At 72.3% G+C, this 16230-nt stretch carries 16 protein-coding genes; 13 read left to right on the top strand and 3 right to left on the bottom strand.

The window, feature by feature from the left end:
- The first annotated feature begins 103 nt into the window (after positions 1-103).
- Together HHX35_RS11640 and HHX35_RS11635 are read left to right on the top strand one after the other, a co-directional pair.
- Positions 104-661, top strand: a complete 558-nt coding sequence (locus HHX35_RS11640) for a hypothetical protein (RefSeq protein ID WP_182898823.1) — start codon at positions 104-106, stop codon at positions 659-661.
- A gap of 7 nt (positions 662-668) precedes the next feature.
- Positions 669-2888 (top strand): bifunctional polysaccharide deacetylase/glycosyltransferase family 2 protein, encoded by a 2220-nt coding sequence (locus tag HHX35_RS11635; protein WP_182898822.1) that lies wholly within the window; start codon positions 669-671, stop codon positions 2886-2888.
- Here the strand turns inward: HHX35_RS11635 and HHX35_RS11630 are convergent.
- Together HHX35_RS11630 and HHX35_RS11625 are read right to left on the bottom strand one after the other, a co-directional pair.
- The gene (locus HHX35_RS11630) at positions 2845-3045 is read right to left on the bottom strand and encodes a zf-HC2 domain-containing protein (protein ID WP_182898821.1); all 201 of its coding nucleotides are present in this window, start codon (positions 3043-3045) and stop codon (positions 2845-2847) included. The genes HHX35_RS11635 and HHX35_RS11630 overlap by 44 nt on opposite strands.
- Positions 3045-3629 (bottom strand): sigma-70 family RNA polymerase sigma factor, encoded by a 585-nt coding sequence (locus HHX35_RS11625; protein ID WP_310739029.1) that lies wholly within the window; start codon positions 3627-3629, stop codon positions 3045-3047. Before HHX35_RS11625 ends, HHX35_RS11630 begins: the two co-directional genes overlap by 1 nt.
- Positions 3630-3752: 123 nt before the next feature.
- Between HHX35_RS11625 and HHX35_RS11620 the strand changes: the two genes are divergently transcribed.
- The 10 genes from HHX35_RS11620 to HHX35_RS11575 all read left to right on the top strand — a co-directional run bounded on the left by HHX35_RS11620 (position 3753) and on the right by HHX35_RS11575 (position 14504).
- The gene (locus HHX35_RS11620; RefSeq protein WP_182898820.1) at positions 3753-4355 is read left to right on the top strand and encodes a DUF4142 domain-containing protein; all 603 of its coding nucleotides are present in this window, start codon (positions 3753-3755) and stop codon (positions 4353-4355) included.
- A gap of 37 nt (positions 4356-4392) precedes the next feature.
- Positions 4393-5379, top strand: a complete 987-nt coding sequence (locus HHX35_RS11615; RefSeq protein ID WP_182898819.1) for a DUF1996 domain-containing protein — start codon at positions 4393-4395, stop codon at positions 5377-5379.
- 127 nt (positions 5380-5506) lie between these two features.
- Positions 5507-6379 carry a hypothetical protein gene (locus HHX35_RS11610; protein ID WP_182898818.1) on the top strand — a complete coding sequence of 291 codons (873 nt, stop codon included), beginning with the start codon at positions 5507-5509 and terminating at the stop codon, positions 6377-6379.
- Complete coding sequence (locus HHX35_RS11605; protein ID WP_220505263.1) at positions 6376-7833, top strand: NADH-quinone oxidoreductase subunit NuoF family protein; 1458 nt, start codon at positions 6376-6378, stop codon at positions 7831-7833. The genes HHX35_RS11610 and HHX35_RS11605 overlap by 4 nt, the downstream gene beginning before the upstream one ends.
- A 72-nt stretch (positions 7834-7905) precedes the next feature.
- Positions 7906-9366, top strand: a complete 1461-nt coding sequence (locus HHX35_RS11600) for an FAD-binding oxidoreductase (RefSeq protein ID WP_182898817.1) — start codon at positions 7906-7908, stop codon at positions 9364-9366.
- Between the two features lie 39 nt (positions 9367-9405).
- A complete protein-coding gene (locus HHX35_RS11595; protein ID WP_182898816.1) occupies positions 9406-10140 on the top strand; it encodes a GNAT family N-acetyltransferase in 735 nt (244 codons plus the stop codon).
- Positions 10141-10329: 189 nt separating this feature from the next.
- Positions 10330-10977: a hypothetical protein gene (locus tag HHX35_RS11590; protein ID WP_182898815.1), complete on the top strand. Its 648-nt coding sequence runs from the start codon at positions 10330-10332 to the stop codon at positions 10975-10977.
- Between the two features lie 32 nt (positions 10978-11009).
- A complete protein-coding gene (locus HHX35_RS11585; RefSeq protein WP_182898814.1) occupies positions 11010-11663 on the top strand; it encodes an ABC transporter ATP-binding protein in 654 nt (217 codons plus the stop codon).
- The gene (locus HHX35_RS11580) at positions 11660-12448 is read left to right on the top strand and encodes an ABC transporter permease (protein ID WP_182898813.1); all 789 of its coding nucleotides are present in this window, start codon (positions 11660-11662) and stop codon (positions 12446-12448) included. Before HHX35_RS11585 ends, HHX35_RS11580 begins: the two co-directional genes overlap by 4 nt.
- A gap of 19 nt (positions 12449-12467) precedes the next feature.
- Positions 12468-14504: a polyprenyl synthetase family protein gene (locus HHX35_RS11575; RefSeq protein WP_182898812.1), complete on the top strand. Its 2037-nt coding sequence runs from the start codon at positions 12468-12470 to the stop codon at positions 14502-14504.
- Positions 14505-14528: 24 nt separating this feature from the next.
- Here the strand turns inward: HHX35_RS11575 and HHX35_RS11570 are convergent, their stop codons facing one another.
- Entirely contained in the window at positions 14529-15251 is a 723-nt protein-coding gene (locus HHX35_RS11570) for a TetR/AcrR family transcriptional regulator (RefSeq protein WP_182898811.1), read from the bottom strand.
- Positions 15252-15335: 84 nt separating this feature from the next.
- Between HHX35_RS11570 and HHX35_RS11565 the strand changes: the two genes are divergently transcribed.
- Positions 15336-16184: an NAD(P)H-binding protein gene (locus HHX35_RS11565; protein WP_182898810.1), complete on the top strand. Its 849-nt coding sequence runs from the start codon at positions 15336-15338 to the stop codon at positions 16182-16184.
- Positions 16185-16230: the final 46 nt, after the last annotated feature.

The raw sequence follows: 16230 nt of genomic DNA, 5'->3' as shown, positions 1-16230 counted from the left end.
GACGGGAGGCCCTCGCACCGGGCATCGGGAAATCGCGAATGCCTGATCACAAAACGGCTTGAACTTCTCGAAGCTGCTTTCGATTCACGTACGATCATGCGCTGTGAAAGATCATCGTCCGGAGCGTGCGGCCGTCTTCGTGGACCAGAGCGGGCGCCGGGCCAAGATCTTGACAGCCGCCGCGGTCGGCGGGGCGATCGTCGTCCTCGCGCTGACTCTCACTCTGGTGAGCGGAGCACTGGCCGGCCCCGAGCTGCCTCCGATGGGATGGCTCGGCACGCAGGGGCAGCAGGTCGTGGAACGCTCCCCCGCGGGTTCCCCCACCCCGTCCCGGAGGGCCGAGCACAGGCGTGTCCCCCGGGCGAGCGGCACGCCGCGCGCGACGGCGGCTCCCGCGCCGCGGACTCCCTCCGCGCGCAGGCCGCCGAGCAGGGTGCCCTCCGCCGCTCCTTCCTTCCGGAGGAGCCCGAGGCCGAGCACGACGCCTTCTGCGAGTCGGAAGCCGGATGTGGAGATCTCCGCGTCCGGTGAGTCCACGCCCGCGCCGTCGGCTCCCGAGGTCGAGCAGACCACGGCGCCGGCGGAGGAGGCGACGCGGACCCCGGCAGCGGAGCCCAGCACCGTCCAGACACCTCCCCAGCAGCCGGGGGCCTCCCAGTGATGCGTCGATGAGACGACGGCGCAGACCGGCCGAGCGGAGACCCGCCGAGCCGCGCGGCCACTGGTTCCTCGCCGCGATCGCCGCGCTGCTCATGGCCGGAGCGCTGCTGCTCAACGCGTACGCGCACAACGTGGTCGGCGAGACCAAGCCGCCCCCGGCGGACTTCGGCGACTCCGCCGAGCTGGAACAGATCCGCTCCGGCGGCCCCCTGGTCAACGTCTCGGGATCCCGGCCGCTCAGCGCGCGGCCCAAGCCTCGCCGGGTGGCGCTCACCTTCGACGACGGACCCGATCCGCGGTGGACGCCCCGGCTGCTCGACCTGCTCCGCGAGCACCACGCGAAGGCGACCTTCTTCGTCCTGGGAGCCCACGTCGCCGAGCACCCCGAACTCGCCCGCCGCGTGGTCGCCGAAGGGCACGAGATCGGCAACCACACCTACACCCACCCGGACCTGGGCGCGGTGCCGGCCTGGCGGGTCCGCGTGGAGATGTCCCTGACGCAGAAGACGCTGGCCGCGGCGACCGGGATCCACACCCGCCTCGCCCGCATCCCGTACTCCTCGGCCCCGGGAGCGGTCGGGTACGGGCAGCTCGCCACCATGCGGCTGCTCGGCGACGAGGGATACCTCGTGACGTTCACCGACGTGGACACCCAGGACTGGAGCCGCCCGCCCGTGGACGAGATGGTCCTCGCGTCGCTCGCGCGCACGGTCGAGGGCGAGGGCGCAGTGATCATGTTCCACGACTCGGGCGGCGACCGCGCCCGGACGCTGGCCGCCGTCGACCGGCTGCTCACCCGGCTGGAGAAGAAGGGATACACCGCCACCACCCTCACGGACGCCGTCGGGCTCCCCACGGCGCACACCGCCGCCTCCCCCGACGAGCGCGTCCTCGGCACGGTCCTGGCGTTGGCCCAGCGCGCCTCCTTCACCTTCGTCGAGGTGCTCGGCTGGTTCCTCGCCGCGGCCGGCGTGCTCACCCTGCTCCGGCTGGCCCTCTTCGTCGCGCTGGCGTGGGCGCACGCCCGCAGGACGCGCGGGAGATCCGCGAACGCCGGCGTTCCCCACTGGGCGGCCACGCCGCCGGTCTCGGTGATCGTGCCCGCCTACAACGAGGCGGCGGGGATCGAGGCGACGGTCCGGTCCCTGGTCAGGACCGACTATCCCGGCCCGGTCGAGGTCGTCGTCGTGGACGACGGCTCGGCCGACGAGACCGGGCGGATCGTCGCTTCGCTCGGCCTGCCCGGAGTCCGGGTGATCCGGCAGCCGAACGCCGGGAAGCCCGCCGCGCTCACCACCGGCATCGCCCACGCCGCCCACGACATCCTGGTCATGGTGGACGGCGACACCGTCTTCGAACCCTCGACCATCGGGACCCTCGTACGCCCGCTCGCCGACCGAACCGTCGGCGCGGTCAGCGGCAACACCAAGGTCGGCAACCGGCGCGGGATGATCGGCCGCTGGCAGCACATCGAGTACGTCATCGGGTTCAACCTCGACCGGCGCGCCTTCGACCTGCTCGGCTGCATGGCGACCGTGCCGGGGGCGATCGGCGCGTTCCGCCGCGAGGCGATCGCGTCGGCCGGCGGCGTCAGCGCGGACACGCTCGCCGAGGACACCGACCTGACCATGGCGATCAGCCGGGCGGGCTGGCGGGTGGTCTACGAGGAGCGGGCGCGCGCGTGGACCGAGGCGCCCGCCTCGCTCGGCCAGCTGTGGCGGCAGCGGTACCGGTGGTGCTACGGCACGCTGCAGGCGATCTGGAAGCATCGCGGCGCGGTCGCGGAGCGCCGTCCATTCGGCCGGCGATGCCTCGGATATCTCACGCTGTTCCAGGTGATCCTGCCGTTGCTGGCCCCCGTCGTCGACGTCATGGCCCTCTACGGGCTGTTCGTCGGCGATCCCCTGCCCGTGGTCGCGGTGTGGGCCGGCTTCGTCGCGGTGCAGGCGCTCACCGGCTGGTACGCGCTGCGCCTGGACGGCGAACGGGCCTCGGTGCTGTGGGTGCTGCCGCTGCAGCAGTTCGTCTACCGGCAGCTGATGTATCTGGTCGTCATCCAGTCGGTGGCCACCGCGGTCCTGGGGGCCCGGCTGCGCTGGCACACGGTCCGCAGGGAGGGCACGTTCACCCTGGCGGGGCCGTCCGTCCCGAGACCGTCCGTCGCGGGCCGCCGGCGCGGGCCGGTCAGGGGTGGGAACGCTCCGAGGAGGAGACGGAGCCGTCCTTGACGGCGTCGAGCATGCCGGGCAGCTCCTGGGTCTCCAGCAGTTCCGCCCGGCATGGCGCGCATTCGTCGAGGTGCCGCTCGAATGCCTCGGCGTCGTCGTCGTCCAGCACTCCCAGGGCGTACGCTGCCACGTCGAAGTGCGGCGACGACGCGGACATCAGCTGGCCACCCCCCTCTCCTTCAGGGCCGTGCGAAGCGCGCGCAGGGCGTAAAAGAGCCTCGATTTCACGGTACCCGGTGGAATGCCCAGAACCTCGGCCGCTTGGCTTACCGTCCGGTCGCGTAAGTATGTCTCTTCGATAACTTCCCGGTGCTGACTCGACAGGTGCCGCAGCGCGTCCGCGACCACGATGGCCGCCAGCGTCCGGTCCGAGCCGTCCGGTACGGCGATGCTGTCCTCTTCGGGAGCCTCCACCTCCCTCGGCCGTACGCCGCGCCTGCGGCGCCCGTCGATCACGATGCGGCGGGCGACGGTGAGGAGCCACGCCCACAGCAGGGGCGGCTCCCACGTCAGCTTCGCCGAGTTACGCCAGGCACGCACCAGCGTCTCCTGGACGACGTCCTCAGCCCATTGCAGGTCGTTGCCGGTCGTCTTGCGCACGTGACGCAGCAGCGGACCGCCGAACTCGCGGTACAGCTCCCGGATCAGGCGTTCGTCCCGATCGGGGTCGTCGTTGTCAGCGTCGTAGTCAGGGGGGTCAAGACGCACGAACCGGCTGTCGAGTTGTCGACGCACGGCCACATATTTGCACCAGGGTTACTGGTTCGTACACCACATCCGTAACTCCAGTCATTTCTGACTATTTCCTGAACCGCGCCTGAGGAGACCGCGTACCTCCGACCGAAGGTCACGAAAGGAGGCACGATGCGGTTCCGGTTTGGGGAACTCCTGGTGCTCGGCGTCTTCCTCTTCGCGGCGGCCGTCACGGTCGTCGTGGTCGTCCCCCGGAGCGCCTCGTCCCAGTCGGATTGGACGCGGCCGGGCTGGACGCAGACCCCCTACGGCCCGCTGGGCCCGGCCGACCGCGACCTGCTGGTCCGGGTGCGCTGGGCGGGGCTCTGGGAGATCCCCGCCGGCCGCTGGGCCCAGGACCGGGCCGGCAGCGACAAGGTCAAGGACGTCGGCAGGCACCTCGTGGAGGACCACACCAAGCTCGACGCGGCGGTCAGGGAACTCGCCGCCAAGCTCGCCGTCCCGCTGCCCGACCAGCCGAACCCGGACCAGCGCGGGTGGCTGGACGAGATGGCCGCCGCGCGCGGCGCCGCCTTCGACCGCGTCTTCGCCGCCCGCCTGCGCGACGCGCACGGCCAGGTGTTCACCTTCGTCTCCGCCGTACGCGCGGGCACCCGCAACAGCCTGATCCGCGACTTCGCCGGGCAGGCGGTCGACGTCGTGATGAAGCACATGACGCTGCTCGAAGGCACGGGTCTCGTCGACTACTCCACGCTTCCCACCCCCACGGTCTAGAAGACACGGCCTAGAAGGCACTGTCTAAGGAGCATCCATGCGAAAACGGCTCGTGCTCGCGATGGCGGGCGTACTGCTCGCAGGGTCGCTGACCGGTGTGGGCCGGCCCGCGTTCGCCGACCACTGCGACCCCTCCGTCCAGGGTGCGGAGTGCGAGGACGTCGGCCCGGCCCTGGAGGACTTCGTCGACATCCGGCAGGTCCCGCCGGGCGACACCGGCGTACGGGCCGGGCGCGGCTCGTTCACCTCGCGCTGCGGACGCAACGAGAACGGCCACCGCAACTCCGACAACCACATCGTCACTCCCGGGGTGTCGAACGGCGCGCACCACGTGCACGACTACGTCGGCAACCTCACCACCAACGGCTTCTCCACCGACGAGAGCCTCGCCGCGGGCGGCACCACCTGCCGGTTCGGCGACCGGTCGGCGTACTTCTGGCCCGTCCTGCGTGCCCGGGGCGCGGGGACGGGCGCGGGGACGGACGAGCCGGGCGGCGCGTCCGAGGGCAACGTCGGCAGGATCCTCCTGGCCCGGTCGGTCACGCTGCAGTTCCGCGGCAACCCGGTCAGCAGGGTCGTCGCGATGCCCCGCTTCCTCCGGATGATCACCGGCGACGCGAAGGCGGCCACCAACGGCGGCGCCAACGCCCGGGCGCAGTGGACCTGCACCGGCTTCACCGACCGGCTGACGAGCAGATATCCGCTCTGCCCCCGGGGCGGCCCGGTGCTGCGCGTGCTCGACTTCCCCAGCTGCTGGGACGGCCGGAACACCGACAGCGCCACCCACAGGACGCACGTCGTGTTCCCCGGCGCGAACGGCGCCTGCCCCGCGGGCACCCGGGCGATCCCGCAGCTGCGCATGACCCTGGCCTATTCGGTGCCGAGCGGGCCGTCGTTCGCGGTGGACAGCTTCCCGGAACAGCGGCACAACCCGATCACCGACCACGCCGACTTCGAGAACGTCATGCCCGACCGGCTGATGAGCACGGTCGTCTCCTGCGTGAACCGCGGCCTGCGCTGCTGAGCCCCTGCACTGCTGAACCCGCCCCGCTCGTGCCGTTCCCCGTCCGGTCCTTCGCAGACCACCCCCGCCTGAGGACGGGGAGCGGCGCCCCCCACTTCGAGCCCGCATTGATCAGACGGAGGAATCATTGCCCAACAGACGGGCTCCCCGGCACACCCGGCCGGATCCCGGCCTCGACCTCGAAAGGCGCGGCGTACGGATCGGCCTCGGCGCCGTGGTCACCCTGGCCCTCACCGCGGGGCTCGCCGCCACCCGGACCAGCGGCGGCGCGGTGTTCCTGGCCGACGCCCAGGCGTTCCTCACGTTCTACGCCGGGGTCTTCTCGCTCGTCGGCCTCACGACGACGGTCGCCCTCGGCCTGGCGGCGACCGACCGCGTCGTCCTGCCCATCTCCCAGCGGGTGCGCGTCCAGCTCGTGCACCGCGCCATGGCGCTGCTCGGCATCGGCTTCCTGATCGTCCACATCGGCATGAAGATCGCCGCCGGGCTGGTGCCGCCGTACGGGTCGGTGATCCCCTCCACGAACGTCTACGTGTCGCTGGGGGCCGTGGCCTCGGACCTGTTCGTCGTCATCGTCGCGACCGGCGTGATGCGCGGCAGGTTCGCCCAGGCGGAGCGGCCCTGGCTGTGGCGCGGACTGCACGACCTGGCCTACCTCGCCTGGCCGGTGGCGATCCTGCACGGCCTGACCGCCGGCCGGGCCGCCGCGCCCTGGGTGACCTTCAGCTACGTGGCCTGCCTGGCGGCGGTCGGCGCCGCCCTGCTGATCCGGCTCGCCGCCGCAACCCGGCCCGCCCGGCAGGCGGCGACCGGCGACCGGAACGCCGAGTGGAGCGCCGGCCGCGCGTCCCGGGAGGACCTCACGACGCCGCGGCCCGCCGTACGGCGGCAGCGGGCGCCGCGTGAGGCCGCCGTCCTCGGGCGCACCGGCACCGATCCCCTCGACGTCCTCGACACACCTCCCACCCCCCAGGAACCCCGCCTCCGGAGGATCGTTTGATTCCCTACCGCGTCTCCCACGTCCGGCGGCTCGGCCCGGCCCGGCTCACCGCCGGATTGGACGACCACCGCAGGCTCGACCTGAACGCGCACTACAAGTTCCACGACCGGCTCCCGAGCCACACCGTGGACGCGCTGATCTCCATGGCCGAGGAGGTTGACCTGCGGGGCCGGGGCGGGGCCGCGTTCCCGTTCGCGCGCAAGCTGCGCGCCGTGGCCTCCCGCGCCCGCGACAGCGAGACGGTCGTGCTGGTCAACGCCGCCGAGGGTGAGCCCGCCAGCCTCAAGGACAAGACCCTGCTCACCCGGGCGCCCCACCTCGTTCTGGAAGGCGCCCTGCTCGCGGCCAGCGCGCTCGGCTCCCGGGAGGTGGTGATCGCGGTCGGCGCCGGCGAGCTGGCCGAGGCCTCGGTCACCGCCGCCGTGGCCGAGCGCGGCCTGACCGGCCTGGTCCGGGTCGCGGGCATCCAGGAGCGGTTCATCTCGGGCGAGGGCGGCGCGCTCGTCCGCGCGGTCAACGGCGAGGCGGGCCTGCCGCCGGGCCGGAAGGTCCGCTCCAGCGACAGCGGGGTGCGCGGGCTGCCCACGCTGCTGTCGAACGCCGAGACCTTCGCGCAGCTCGCCGTGCTCGCCGAGCTGGGGCCGGAGGAGTACGCCTCGGTGGGCACCGTCCAGGAGCCGGGGACGATCCTGCTGACGGTCGGCGGCTCGGTGACCACCCCCGCGGTCGTGGAGGTCGCGCCGGGCGTGCCGCTGGCCGACGTGCTCAACCTGTGCGAGGCGAAGATCGGCGACGGGCTGCTGCTCGGCGGCTACCACGGCACGTGGATGTCGGCCGAGGACGCGTACGGCGCGATCCTGTCCCGCCGCGGCGCGAAGGAGGCGGGCGGCGAGCTGGGCGCGGGCATCGTGGTGGTGCTGGGCGAGGACACCTGCCCGCTCGGCGAGACGGCGCGGGTGGCGAACTACCTGGCGGCGCAGTCGGCCGGGCAGTGCGGGCCGTGCCGCCTCGGCCTGCCGGACCTCGCGCGGGCCTGCCGCCGGCTCCAGGACGGCGACCCGGACGGCCCCGACCTCGTCCGCAGGGCCGCCGCCGCCGTGAAGGGCCGGGGCGCCTGCTTCCACCCGGACGGCTCGGCCAGGTTCGTGCTGTCCGCGCTGGACGCGTTCGCCTGCGACGTGGAGGAGCACCGCTTCCACGGCGGTTGCGGGCGGGCGGCGAAGGGCGTGCCGCCGCTGCCGATCGAGGACGCGCAGGACGCCAGGCTCGTCGTCGACTGGACCCGCTGCCAGGGCCACGGCCTGTGCGCGCACCTCGTGCCCGAGCTGGTCAAGCTCGACCGCCACGGCTTTCCGGTGTTCATGGACACCGGGGTGCCCTCCTGGCTGCTGGGCGAGGCGCAGAAGGCCGTGGAGATGTGCCCCGCACTGGCCCTCCGCATAGGGATGAAGTGATGGGCTTGTTACCAACCGGACCGGTTCCATGAGCGTCTCAACGAGGTAGATCACCACCTCGGGAGTACGACCATGATCGACAGACGGAGTTTCCTTCGCGTCTCGGCCCTCGCCGGGGCCGCCGCCTTTTCCGGCACGGCTTTCGCCGCCGCGGGTCCCCGTCCCGCCGACTGGTCCGCGCTCGGGCGGGGGCTGGACGGCAAACTGATCCGTCCCGGCGACGCGTCGTACGACAACGCGCGCCGCGTCTTCAACTCGGCCTTCGACTCCGTACGCCCGGCCGGGGTGGCCTACTGCACGACGGCGGCGGACGTGTCGGAGTGCCTGGCGTTCGCCCGGCGATACGCCGTGCCGGTGACCTCCCGGTCGGGCGGGCACAGCTACGCGGGCTGGTCCACGGGCAGCGGGCTCGTCGTCGACGTGTCGCCGATGAGCGGCGTGTCCTACTCGGGCGGCCACGCCACGGTCGGCGCCGGGGCGCGTCTGGTCGACGTCTACGCCAAGCTCGCCGCGCACGGCGTCAGCATCCCGGCGGGTTCCTGCCCGACCGTCGGGGTGGCCGGGCTCACGCTGGGCGGCGGCATCGGCGTGGTGTCACGGCAGTACGGCCTGACCTGCGACGTGCTGGAGTCCCTGAAGGTCGTCACGGCGGACGGCAAGGTGGTGACCTGCTCGCCGAGCTCGCACCCGGACCTCTTCTGGGCCTCCCGGGGAGGCGGCGGCGGCAACTTCGGCGTGGCGACGTCGTTCACGTTCCGGACTCATCCGACGCGTTCCGTGACCCTGTTCTTCCTGCACTGGCCCTGGTCGAAGGCGGCGGCCGTGCTCAAGGCATGGCAGGCGTGGGCGCCCTCCGCGCCCGACGCGATGTGGTCCAACTGCCACCTCAACCACGACCCGTCGCTCGACGTGATGGTCGGCGGGCTGTACCTCGGCGGCAAGACGGCGTGCGAGAACCTGCTGCAGAAGCTCGTCGACCGCGTCGGCTCGGGCCCTTCGACCCGCTACGTCGCGACGTCCGCCTACGACCACGCGATGATGGTGGAGGCGGGCTGCGCGTCGATGTCCGTGGCCCAGTGCCACCGTCCCGGCACGCTTCCCGGGCAGAACGCGAGCGGCAGGCTCGTCCGCGACTCGTTCTCGGCCAAGTCGCATTTCGCCTACACGCCGCTGTCGTCCGCCGGGATCAAGGCGCTGCTGGCCCAGGTCGCCGCACCCGGGCGGCACTCGGTGCTGATCGACGCGCTCGGCGGCGCCGTCGCCAGGGTCCGCCCCGACGCCACCGCCTTCCCGCACCGCAAGGCGCTCTTCAGCGTGCAGTACTACTCCCATTTCTCCGGCGCCGCCGGCTGGGCCCGGGCCGCCCACGCCGCCATGCGGCCGTACTTCGGGGACCACGCGTACGTGAACTACATCGATCCGGAGCTCAAGGACTGGCGGCAGCAGTACTACGGCGCCAACGCCGCCCGGCTGGCCCAGGTCAAGGCCGCGTACGACCCCGGCCGCCTGTTCCGCCTCCCCCAGGGTGTGTGAACGGTTGCCGATCGGGCCGGGCTGCGCGAACCTCACCATATGAGCGAGGAGCGGCGGACAATGATCGGCGCCGACGGCGCCCCGGTGTTCAGTTACCTGGAAGGCGTCCGCGACGGCAGCCCCTGGGCGTACGCGATCGAGGACATCGGTCCGGGAGCCGCCGGCGCGATCACGTCGCGGATGCCCGGTTGGGCGGTCTCCGCGCCGGTCGAGCTCGGTCAGGCCCTGCTCGACCGGGGCGCGCGGCTGCTGCGGCACATGCACATGATGCGGTGCGACCTGCCGATCACCCGGCCGGTCGCGGACGTCGCTCCGGACGGCTTCCGGATAGTGCCCTGTGACCGGTCGCCCGCCGAGATCTTCCCCGCGTGGTTCGCGGCCTACCCGCCCGGCCATCCCGACTACCGCCCGCGGGACCGCGAGAAGGCATTGCAGGAGGAGCTCGTTCCGCTCCTCGGCGGCGAGGAGATCGGCCCCCTGCTTCCCTGCAGCGTCCTCGCCGTACGGGACGGCTCTCCCGGGACGGGCGAGGTTGTGGGCGGCGTTTTCGCGCACGACTCGAACCGGGGGCCGTGGATCGCGGACGTGTTCCGGCACCCGGACCGGTCCCCGCGAGGTCTCGGCGCGCTCATGCTGTCGACCACCCTGGCCCGGGCCGGCGCGGACGGGCTGACCGGCGTCGGCCTGGTGGTCACCGAGGGCAACCCCGCCCGCCGCGTGTACGAGAGGGTCGGTTTCCGCATGATCGACAGTGCGATGACGGTCATGATCTGACAGCGACCCCCTCGGCCACCACTGACGTGATCTCGTCGTTGGTGACCGGGTCGCCACTGCCCTCGACTGTCGGCCAGTCCACCGGCTCATCCCACACGCGCTTCCACGTGAGCCATGCCGAGCCGCCGACCCTCCCGTTACTCAATGTGATAAGTAGATTGCCGACAGCAATCACTCGGGGGGAAGTCCATGAACGTATCTCGATCTCGCGCGTACCTGGCCTGCGGTCTCGGCGCCGCCGCGGCGGGTGTGCTGGGCCTGGCCCTGACGGTCGTCCCGTCGGTCGCCGAGGGCGCGTCGAGCGGCAGCGGCCAGAGCACCAGGCCGGTCGCCGACCCCTCGCCGAAGCAGCCGGGCGGCCACACCGTGCTGACGTGCGCGCTGAGCACCAACGGCCGGCCGATCACCGCCGACCCCGCGGTGGGCAAGGAGGCCCGCGCGGTGACCGCCAAGGGCACCGTGACGCTCACCGGCTGTTCCTCTCCCGACGGGAGCTTCCCCAACATCCGCTCGGGGACGGCCACCTTCAAGGGCACCGGGCAGGCGTCCTGCACGGGCGTCCAGGACGTCGCCGGCACAGGCACCGTCACCTGGAAGGACGCCCAGGGCCAGACGCTGGGCACCTCCACGGTCCGCCCCAACCTCAACGGGATCGACTCGTACAACCCGGGCGACATGATGCTGGTCGGCGAGGTCACCGAAGGAAAGCTGAAAGGCAAGCGGATCGCCGGCAAGGCCGCTCCCACCTCCGACATCAGCCAGTGCTCCAGCAAGGGCGTGAGCAGCGCCCAGGGCAGCGGCACGGTCGCCTTCATCGCCGTCGACACATCGAAGTAGCCGACGCGGGACCGGGTGGGGAAGGGTGCTGAATGCCGTCGGATGAGCCCGTGCTGCGGGTGCGGGACGTACGGAAGAGCTACCGGGGTCGCCCGGTCCTGCATGGAGTGGATCTCGATCTGCCGCCCGGCCGGGTGGTGGGGATCGTCGGGGAGAACGGCGCGGGCAAGACCACGCTGCTGCGCGTCCTCGCGGGCGACCTGCGGCCGGACGGCGGGTCGGTGCGCCACGGCGGGCGCATCGGTCACTGTCCGCAGGAGACGGTGCTGCACGACGCGTTCACGGTCGAGCAGCACCTGCGGTTCTTCCAGGTCGCCTACGGCCTGCCGAGCCTGTGCATGGCCGAGGAGCTGATGGAGGCGCTGCGGTTCTCCGGCTCCCGCCGGGCCCGCCCCGCCACGCTGAGCGGCGGCACGCGGCAGAAGCTCAACCTCGTCCTGGCCCTGATGCACGACCCGGACGTGCTCCTGCTCGACGAGCCCTACCAGGGCTTCGACTGGGAGACGTACGTACGGTTCTGGGACCTGGCCGAGGAACTGCGCGCGCGTGGCCGCTCGGTGCTGGTGGTCTCCCATCTCGCCTACGACGCGGCCCGGCTCGACACACTCCATCGGCTGGAGGGCGGCGTGCTGCGCGAGCAGGGACGCGTGATCGCCAGTGGCGGAGACAGGGCGGGTGCGCCGTGAGACGCCATTGGACCTGCTACGCCACCGCCGCGCGCATGACGTTCGTGGAGCACCTGCGCAACCGGCTGGCATTGGTGATCATCGTGGTCTTCATCCCGGTGTGGGCGATCCTCATCTACGCCCTGTCTCTGGAGATCCCGCTCCCGTTCCACGTCCGGGCCGCCGACCGGACCGTCACGGTGCCGGCCGGCGTCCTCAACCAGCTCGGCGGGGCGCTGCAGATCCTGGCGCTGATCACCGGCTTCATGATGTTCGTGACCACGATGAACTCGGCGTCCTTCGACCGCCGGCTGGTGCGATCCGGTTTCCCCCAGCTGTGCCTGATCGCCGCGAAGCTCACCGCCCTGGCGGTGGTCGCACTCTGCGTCGCGCTCTACGCGACCGGCCTGATCTGCCTGACCCATCCGACCGCGCAGCCCATGCTGCTCGCCGCCGCCCTCGCCGGCGGGGCGCTGATCTACGGAGGGATCGGCATCGCGCTCGCCGCGGTGCTGACCAGCGACCTGGCCGGTCTGGTCCTCGTCACCGTGATCTGCTCGATCGACCTGGCCCTGCAGAGCCCGCTCGCCACCCCCGCCGCGGCCGGCGCCCTGGTGCGTTACCTGCCCGACTACGGCCCGATGCAGGCGGCCGTCGCGGCCGTGGCCATGGACACGGTGCCCTGGAACGCCGTCGGCCCGGCCGTGTGCTGGGCGCTGGGCACGGTGATCCTCGGCGTCTCCGCCTTCGCCGGCCGCACGCGCGCGCACCAGCCGGTCGGCGGGCCGGTGACGGCGCATTCATGAGTCCCCGTCTGGAGTATCCGTGACATCTGAGAGCGTTTCTCGTGCCTTCCCCGCCCTGGAGTCCGATCTGGATCGGGTGCGGGAGATCGTCGGCATGGCGGACGTGCCGAGCCGCTCCGAGCTGGCCCCGCTGACCAGGCAGCCGGCCGGTCACCGTCACCTGATCCGGCCCACCCTGGCACTGCTGTCGTACTACGTGCTCGCCGGGCCGGAGCGGGCCGCCGACGTCCGCGCCGTCAAGGCCGCGGCGGCCGTCGAACTGCTGCACATGGCATCGCTCTACCACGACGACGTCATCGACGACGCGCGCCAGCGCAGGGGCAGGCCGAGCGTCAACATCGTGTGGGGCGCGCGCCTGGCGGTCCTGGCCGGCGACCTCCTGTTCATCAGCGCCAGCCGGATCCTGTCCGAGCTGGGCCGGCGTGAGGCCCTGATGGTCGCCGAGACCGCCCAGCGCACCTGCTCGGGAATGATCGCCGAGACGGCCGACCGCTTCCTGCTCTCCCGCACCGAGGAGGCCTATCTGGAGGTGACCGGCGCCAAGACGGCCGAGTTACTGTCCCTGGCCTGCAGGCTGGGCGCCATGCAGGCCGGGCGGGACCCCGAGGCCGAGGAGGACCTGGCGCGGTTCGGCTGGCATCTCGGCCTGGCCTACCAGGTGCGCGACGACATCCTCGACCTGACCGCGACGACCGGGGAGCTCGGAAAACCGGCCAACTCCGACATCACGGAAGGCGTCTACACGCTCCCCGTGATCAGGGCCCTGGGCCGCGAACCCGCGCTCGCCCGGCTGCTGCGCCGCGGCCTGACCTCGGCCGACGCCGAGCGCGCGCGGCAACTGGTCCTGTCCTGCGGAGCCGTGGAGGAAGCCCGGCAGGTCGCCGACTCCCACATGGAGACGGCTCTCCGGCGACTCGACGGCCTCGGCGATCCGCGATCACGCGAGGGGCTCGCCGGCTACGTGCGGTCGGTCATGGGTTCCGGTGGAAAGGCCGCCCCGGCACCCGTCACCGTGCCCGCCCCCTCTCCCGTTCCCTCTCTCGTTCCGGCTTCCGCTCGGGCCGGCGTCCCGGCCGGGGAAAAGGAGCGCGTACAGGAGCGGTTGGACGCCTGGTTGCTGCACACCGGGCTGGCGGCCACGCCTGAGGAGGCCCGCCACCCGAGATGGAACGCCATGGCCTCGACCGCCGCGCGGTTCTGGCCGGACGCCGACGCCGAGCAGGCCGAGACGCTGGCCCGGTGGATGCTGGTGATCGCCGTCGTCGACGACCTCTTCGACGAGCCGGGTCTCGCCGACCCTGGCGAGATCGTCCGGCTGCGACACCGGCTCACCCGCATCGTCCGCGGGCTCGACGACACCCCGCCGACCGGTGGCGCGGTCGCCACGGCCATGGCCCAGGCATGGGAGCGGATCCGCCTGATCCAGCCGCCCTCTTGGCGGACGCGCGCCCTCGGCCACGTCGAGGAATGGCTGGACGCGGCCGAGCGCGAGGCGTGCCACCGGCTCAGCGGGTTCATCCCCAGCCTGCGGGACCAGTTCGCGCTGCGCCTGGGGAGCTCCGGGGCGCCCGTCTTCCTGGACAGTGTCGAGATCACGTACGGCAGGGAGTTCGAGCCGGCGGTACGCGACCATCCGCTCTTCCGGCGACTGATGGACGTCGCCACGGCCGCGGCTCTCGCGGAGAACGACCTGCGGACCCTGGATGAGGACGAGGCCGTCGGCGCTCCCTACAACCTGGTCAGGGTGCTCCGCCACGAGACCGGCTGCACCAGGCAGGAGGCGATCGACGAGGTGACCCGCCAGGTCGAGGACGGCTTCGCCCAGGTGGACGCCATACTCGCCTCCGCACCCGCCATCCTGCGCTCCGCCGACGGCGGCGCCGGCTCCGTGGCCGGGATGGGTCTCCTGCGTCTTACCCAGAAGCGACTGCCGGGCTGGCGCACCCTCCACGACATCGACCGTTACAGCCGCCCGTCCGCAGGCAGCGAGACGTACCTGACCCGGCTGCGCCGGGAACTCCTGCTCGAGTACGCCGAGACCGGCGCGGCACGCTGACCCCGGTCCCCTACGCGGGAGATGTCAGGCGGATCCGTCCGCCGCGATGCGGTCGAGCCATTCGCCGAGCACGTGGCGTTCTCCGTCGGTGAGAGCCGTGGCGTCCGGCAGCGCGGCGCGCAGTGCCATCGCCGCAGTGGCCGGTCCGGGGGTTTCGACCGCGGGGGCGTCGGTGGTGATGGCGGCTGTCACCGCGTCGCGGGCCACCTCCGACAGGCGCGGGTCACGCCGTTCCTGGGGCAGGGCGAGCAGCGTGAAGACCGTGCCGCAGCCCGCGGCGTGCACGAGGTCCGCCGCCAGGCGCTCGCCGACCTTCAGCCGGCCGGCGGCGGCGATGGCGCGGATGCGCTCCCCCAGCATGCGGAAGGCGGCGACGGCGGCGGGCGACTGCCGTCCCGGCGTGGGATCGCCGTACATGAGCGAGAACAAGGCGGGGTTCGCCAGCCCGAAGCCGACGTGCAGGTCCCATCCGGCGCGCAACGCCTCGACCGGGTCGCCGGCAGGCGGGCTCGCCTTCTTGTCCTGCAGATATGAGCTGAAGCCATACTCGGCGACCGCGTCGAGCAGGCCCTCCTTGTCGCCGAACAGCCGGTAGATCGTCGGGGCCTGCGTCCCCGCCGCGGCGGCCACCGCTCTGGTCGAGAGGGCGTCGCGCCCGCCGCTCGCGAGCAGCCGGGCCGCGACCGACACGATGTGGGCCCGCGTCCTGTCTCGGCCGCTCGCCGCCTCGCTCTCCGGATCGCTCATGCTTCCAACGATATCAGCATGTTGCTATCGCCGATTTTCCAGTGTTAGCGTTCACTCGATATCAGCGATAGCAAGGAGTGCATCGTGATCGTCATCACCGGAGCGACCGGCCAGCTCGGCCGCGGCGTCGTCGAGCGCCTGCTCGCGCGTCTCCCCGCCGGCCGGATCGGCGTCAGCGTCCGTGACCCCCTCCAGGCCCAGGACCTCGTGGACCTCGGCGTACGAGTCCGGCAGGGCGACTTCGACGACCCCGCGAGCCTGGCGCACGCGTTCGAGGACGCGTCGCAGGTGTTGATCGTCTCCGGCCCGGCGGACGCCCGCCCGCACCGTACGGCGATCGAGGCCGCCAGGGCCGCGGGCGCCGAGCGGATCCTCTACACGAGCCACATGGGCGCGAACCCGGCCTCCCCCTTCGTCCCGATGCCGTCCCACGCCGAAACCGAGCAGGACCTGCGCGCATCCGGGGTCGCGTTCACCGCGCTGCGCAACGGCTTCTACGCGACCACCGCGGTCCATTTCGTGAGTCAGGCGCTGCAGAGCGGCACGCTCGTCGCCCCCGAGGACGGCCCGGTCTCCTGGACCGCCCACGCCGACCTCGCCGAGGTGGCCGCCGTCGCGCTGGCGGAGGAGGGCCGGCTCGACGGGATCACCCCGCCGCTGACCGGTCCCGAGTCACTCGACCTCGCGGACGTCGCCGCGATCGCCTCCGACCTGACGGGACGGGCGATCACCCGCGTCACCGTCCCGGACGACGAGTGGGTCGCGGGCATGGTGTCGCGCGGCGCGCCCGAGCAGCAGGCCCGCTTCTTGCTGGGCATGTTCGAGGCCAGCCGCCGGGGAGAGTTCGCCGAGACCGGCCCCGCCCTCGGGGAGCTGCTCGGTCGTAAGCCGACCGCGTTGCGCGAGCTGCTCGCGGCCACGCTGACGAACTGACCTGCACGGCGTCCGGCCCTTTTGCGCCTGATTCCGCCCGTTCGAT

Source organism: Microbispora sp. H10830, assembly GCF_014161375.1.
Classification (GTDB): Bacteria; Actinomycetota; Actinomycetes; order Streptosporangiales; family Streptosporangiaceae; genus Microbispora; species Microbispora catharanthi.
Note: the sequence above shows the minus strand (reverse complement) of the source record. Positions and strands in the feature narration are given on the sequence as shown.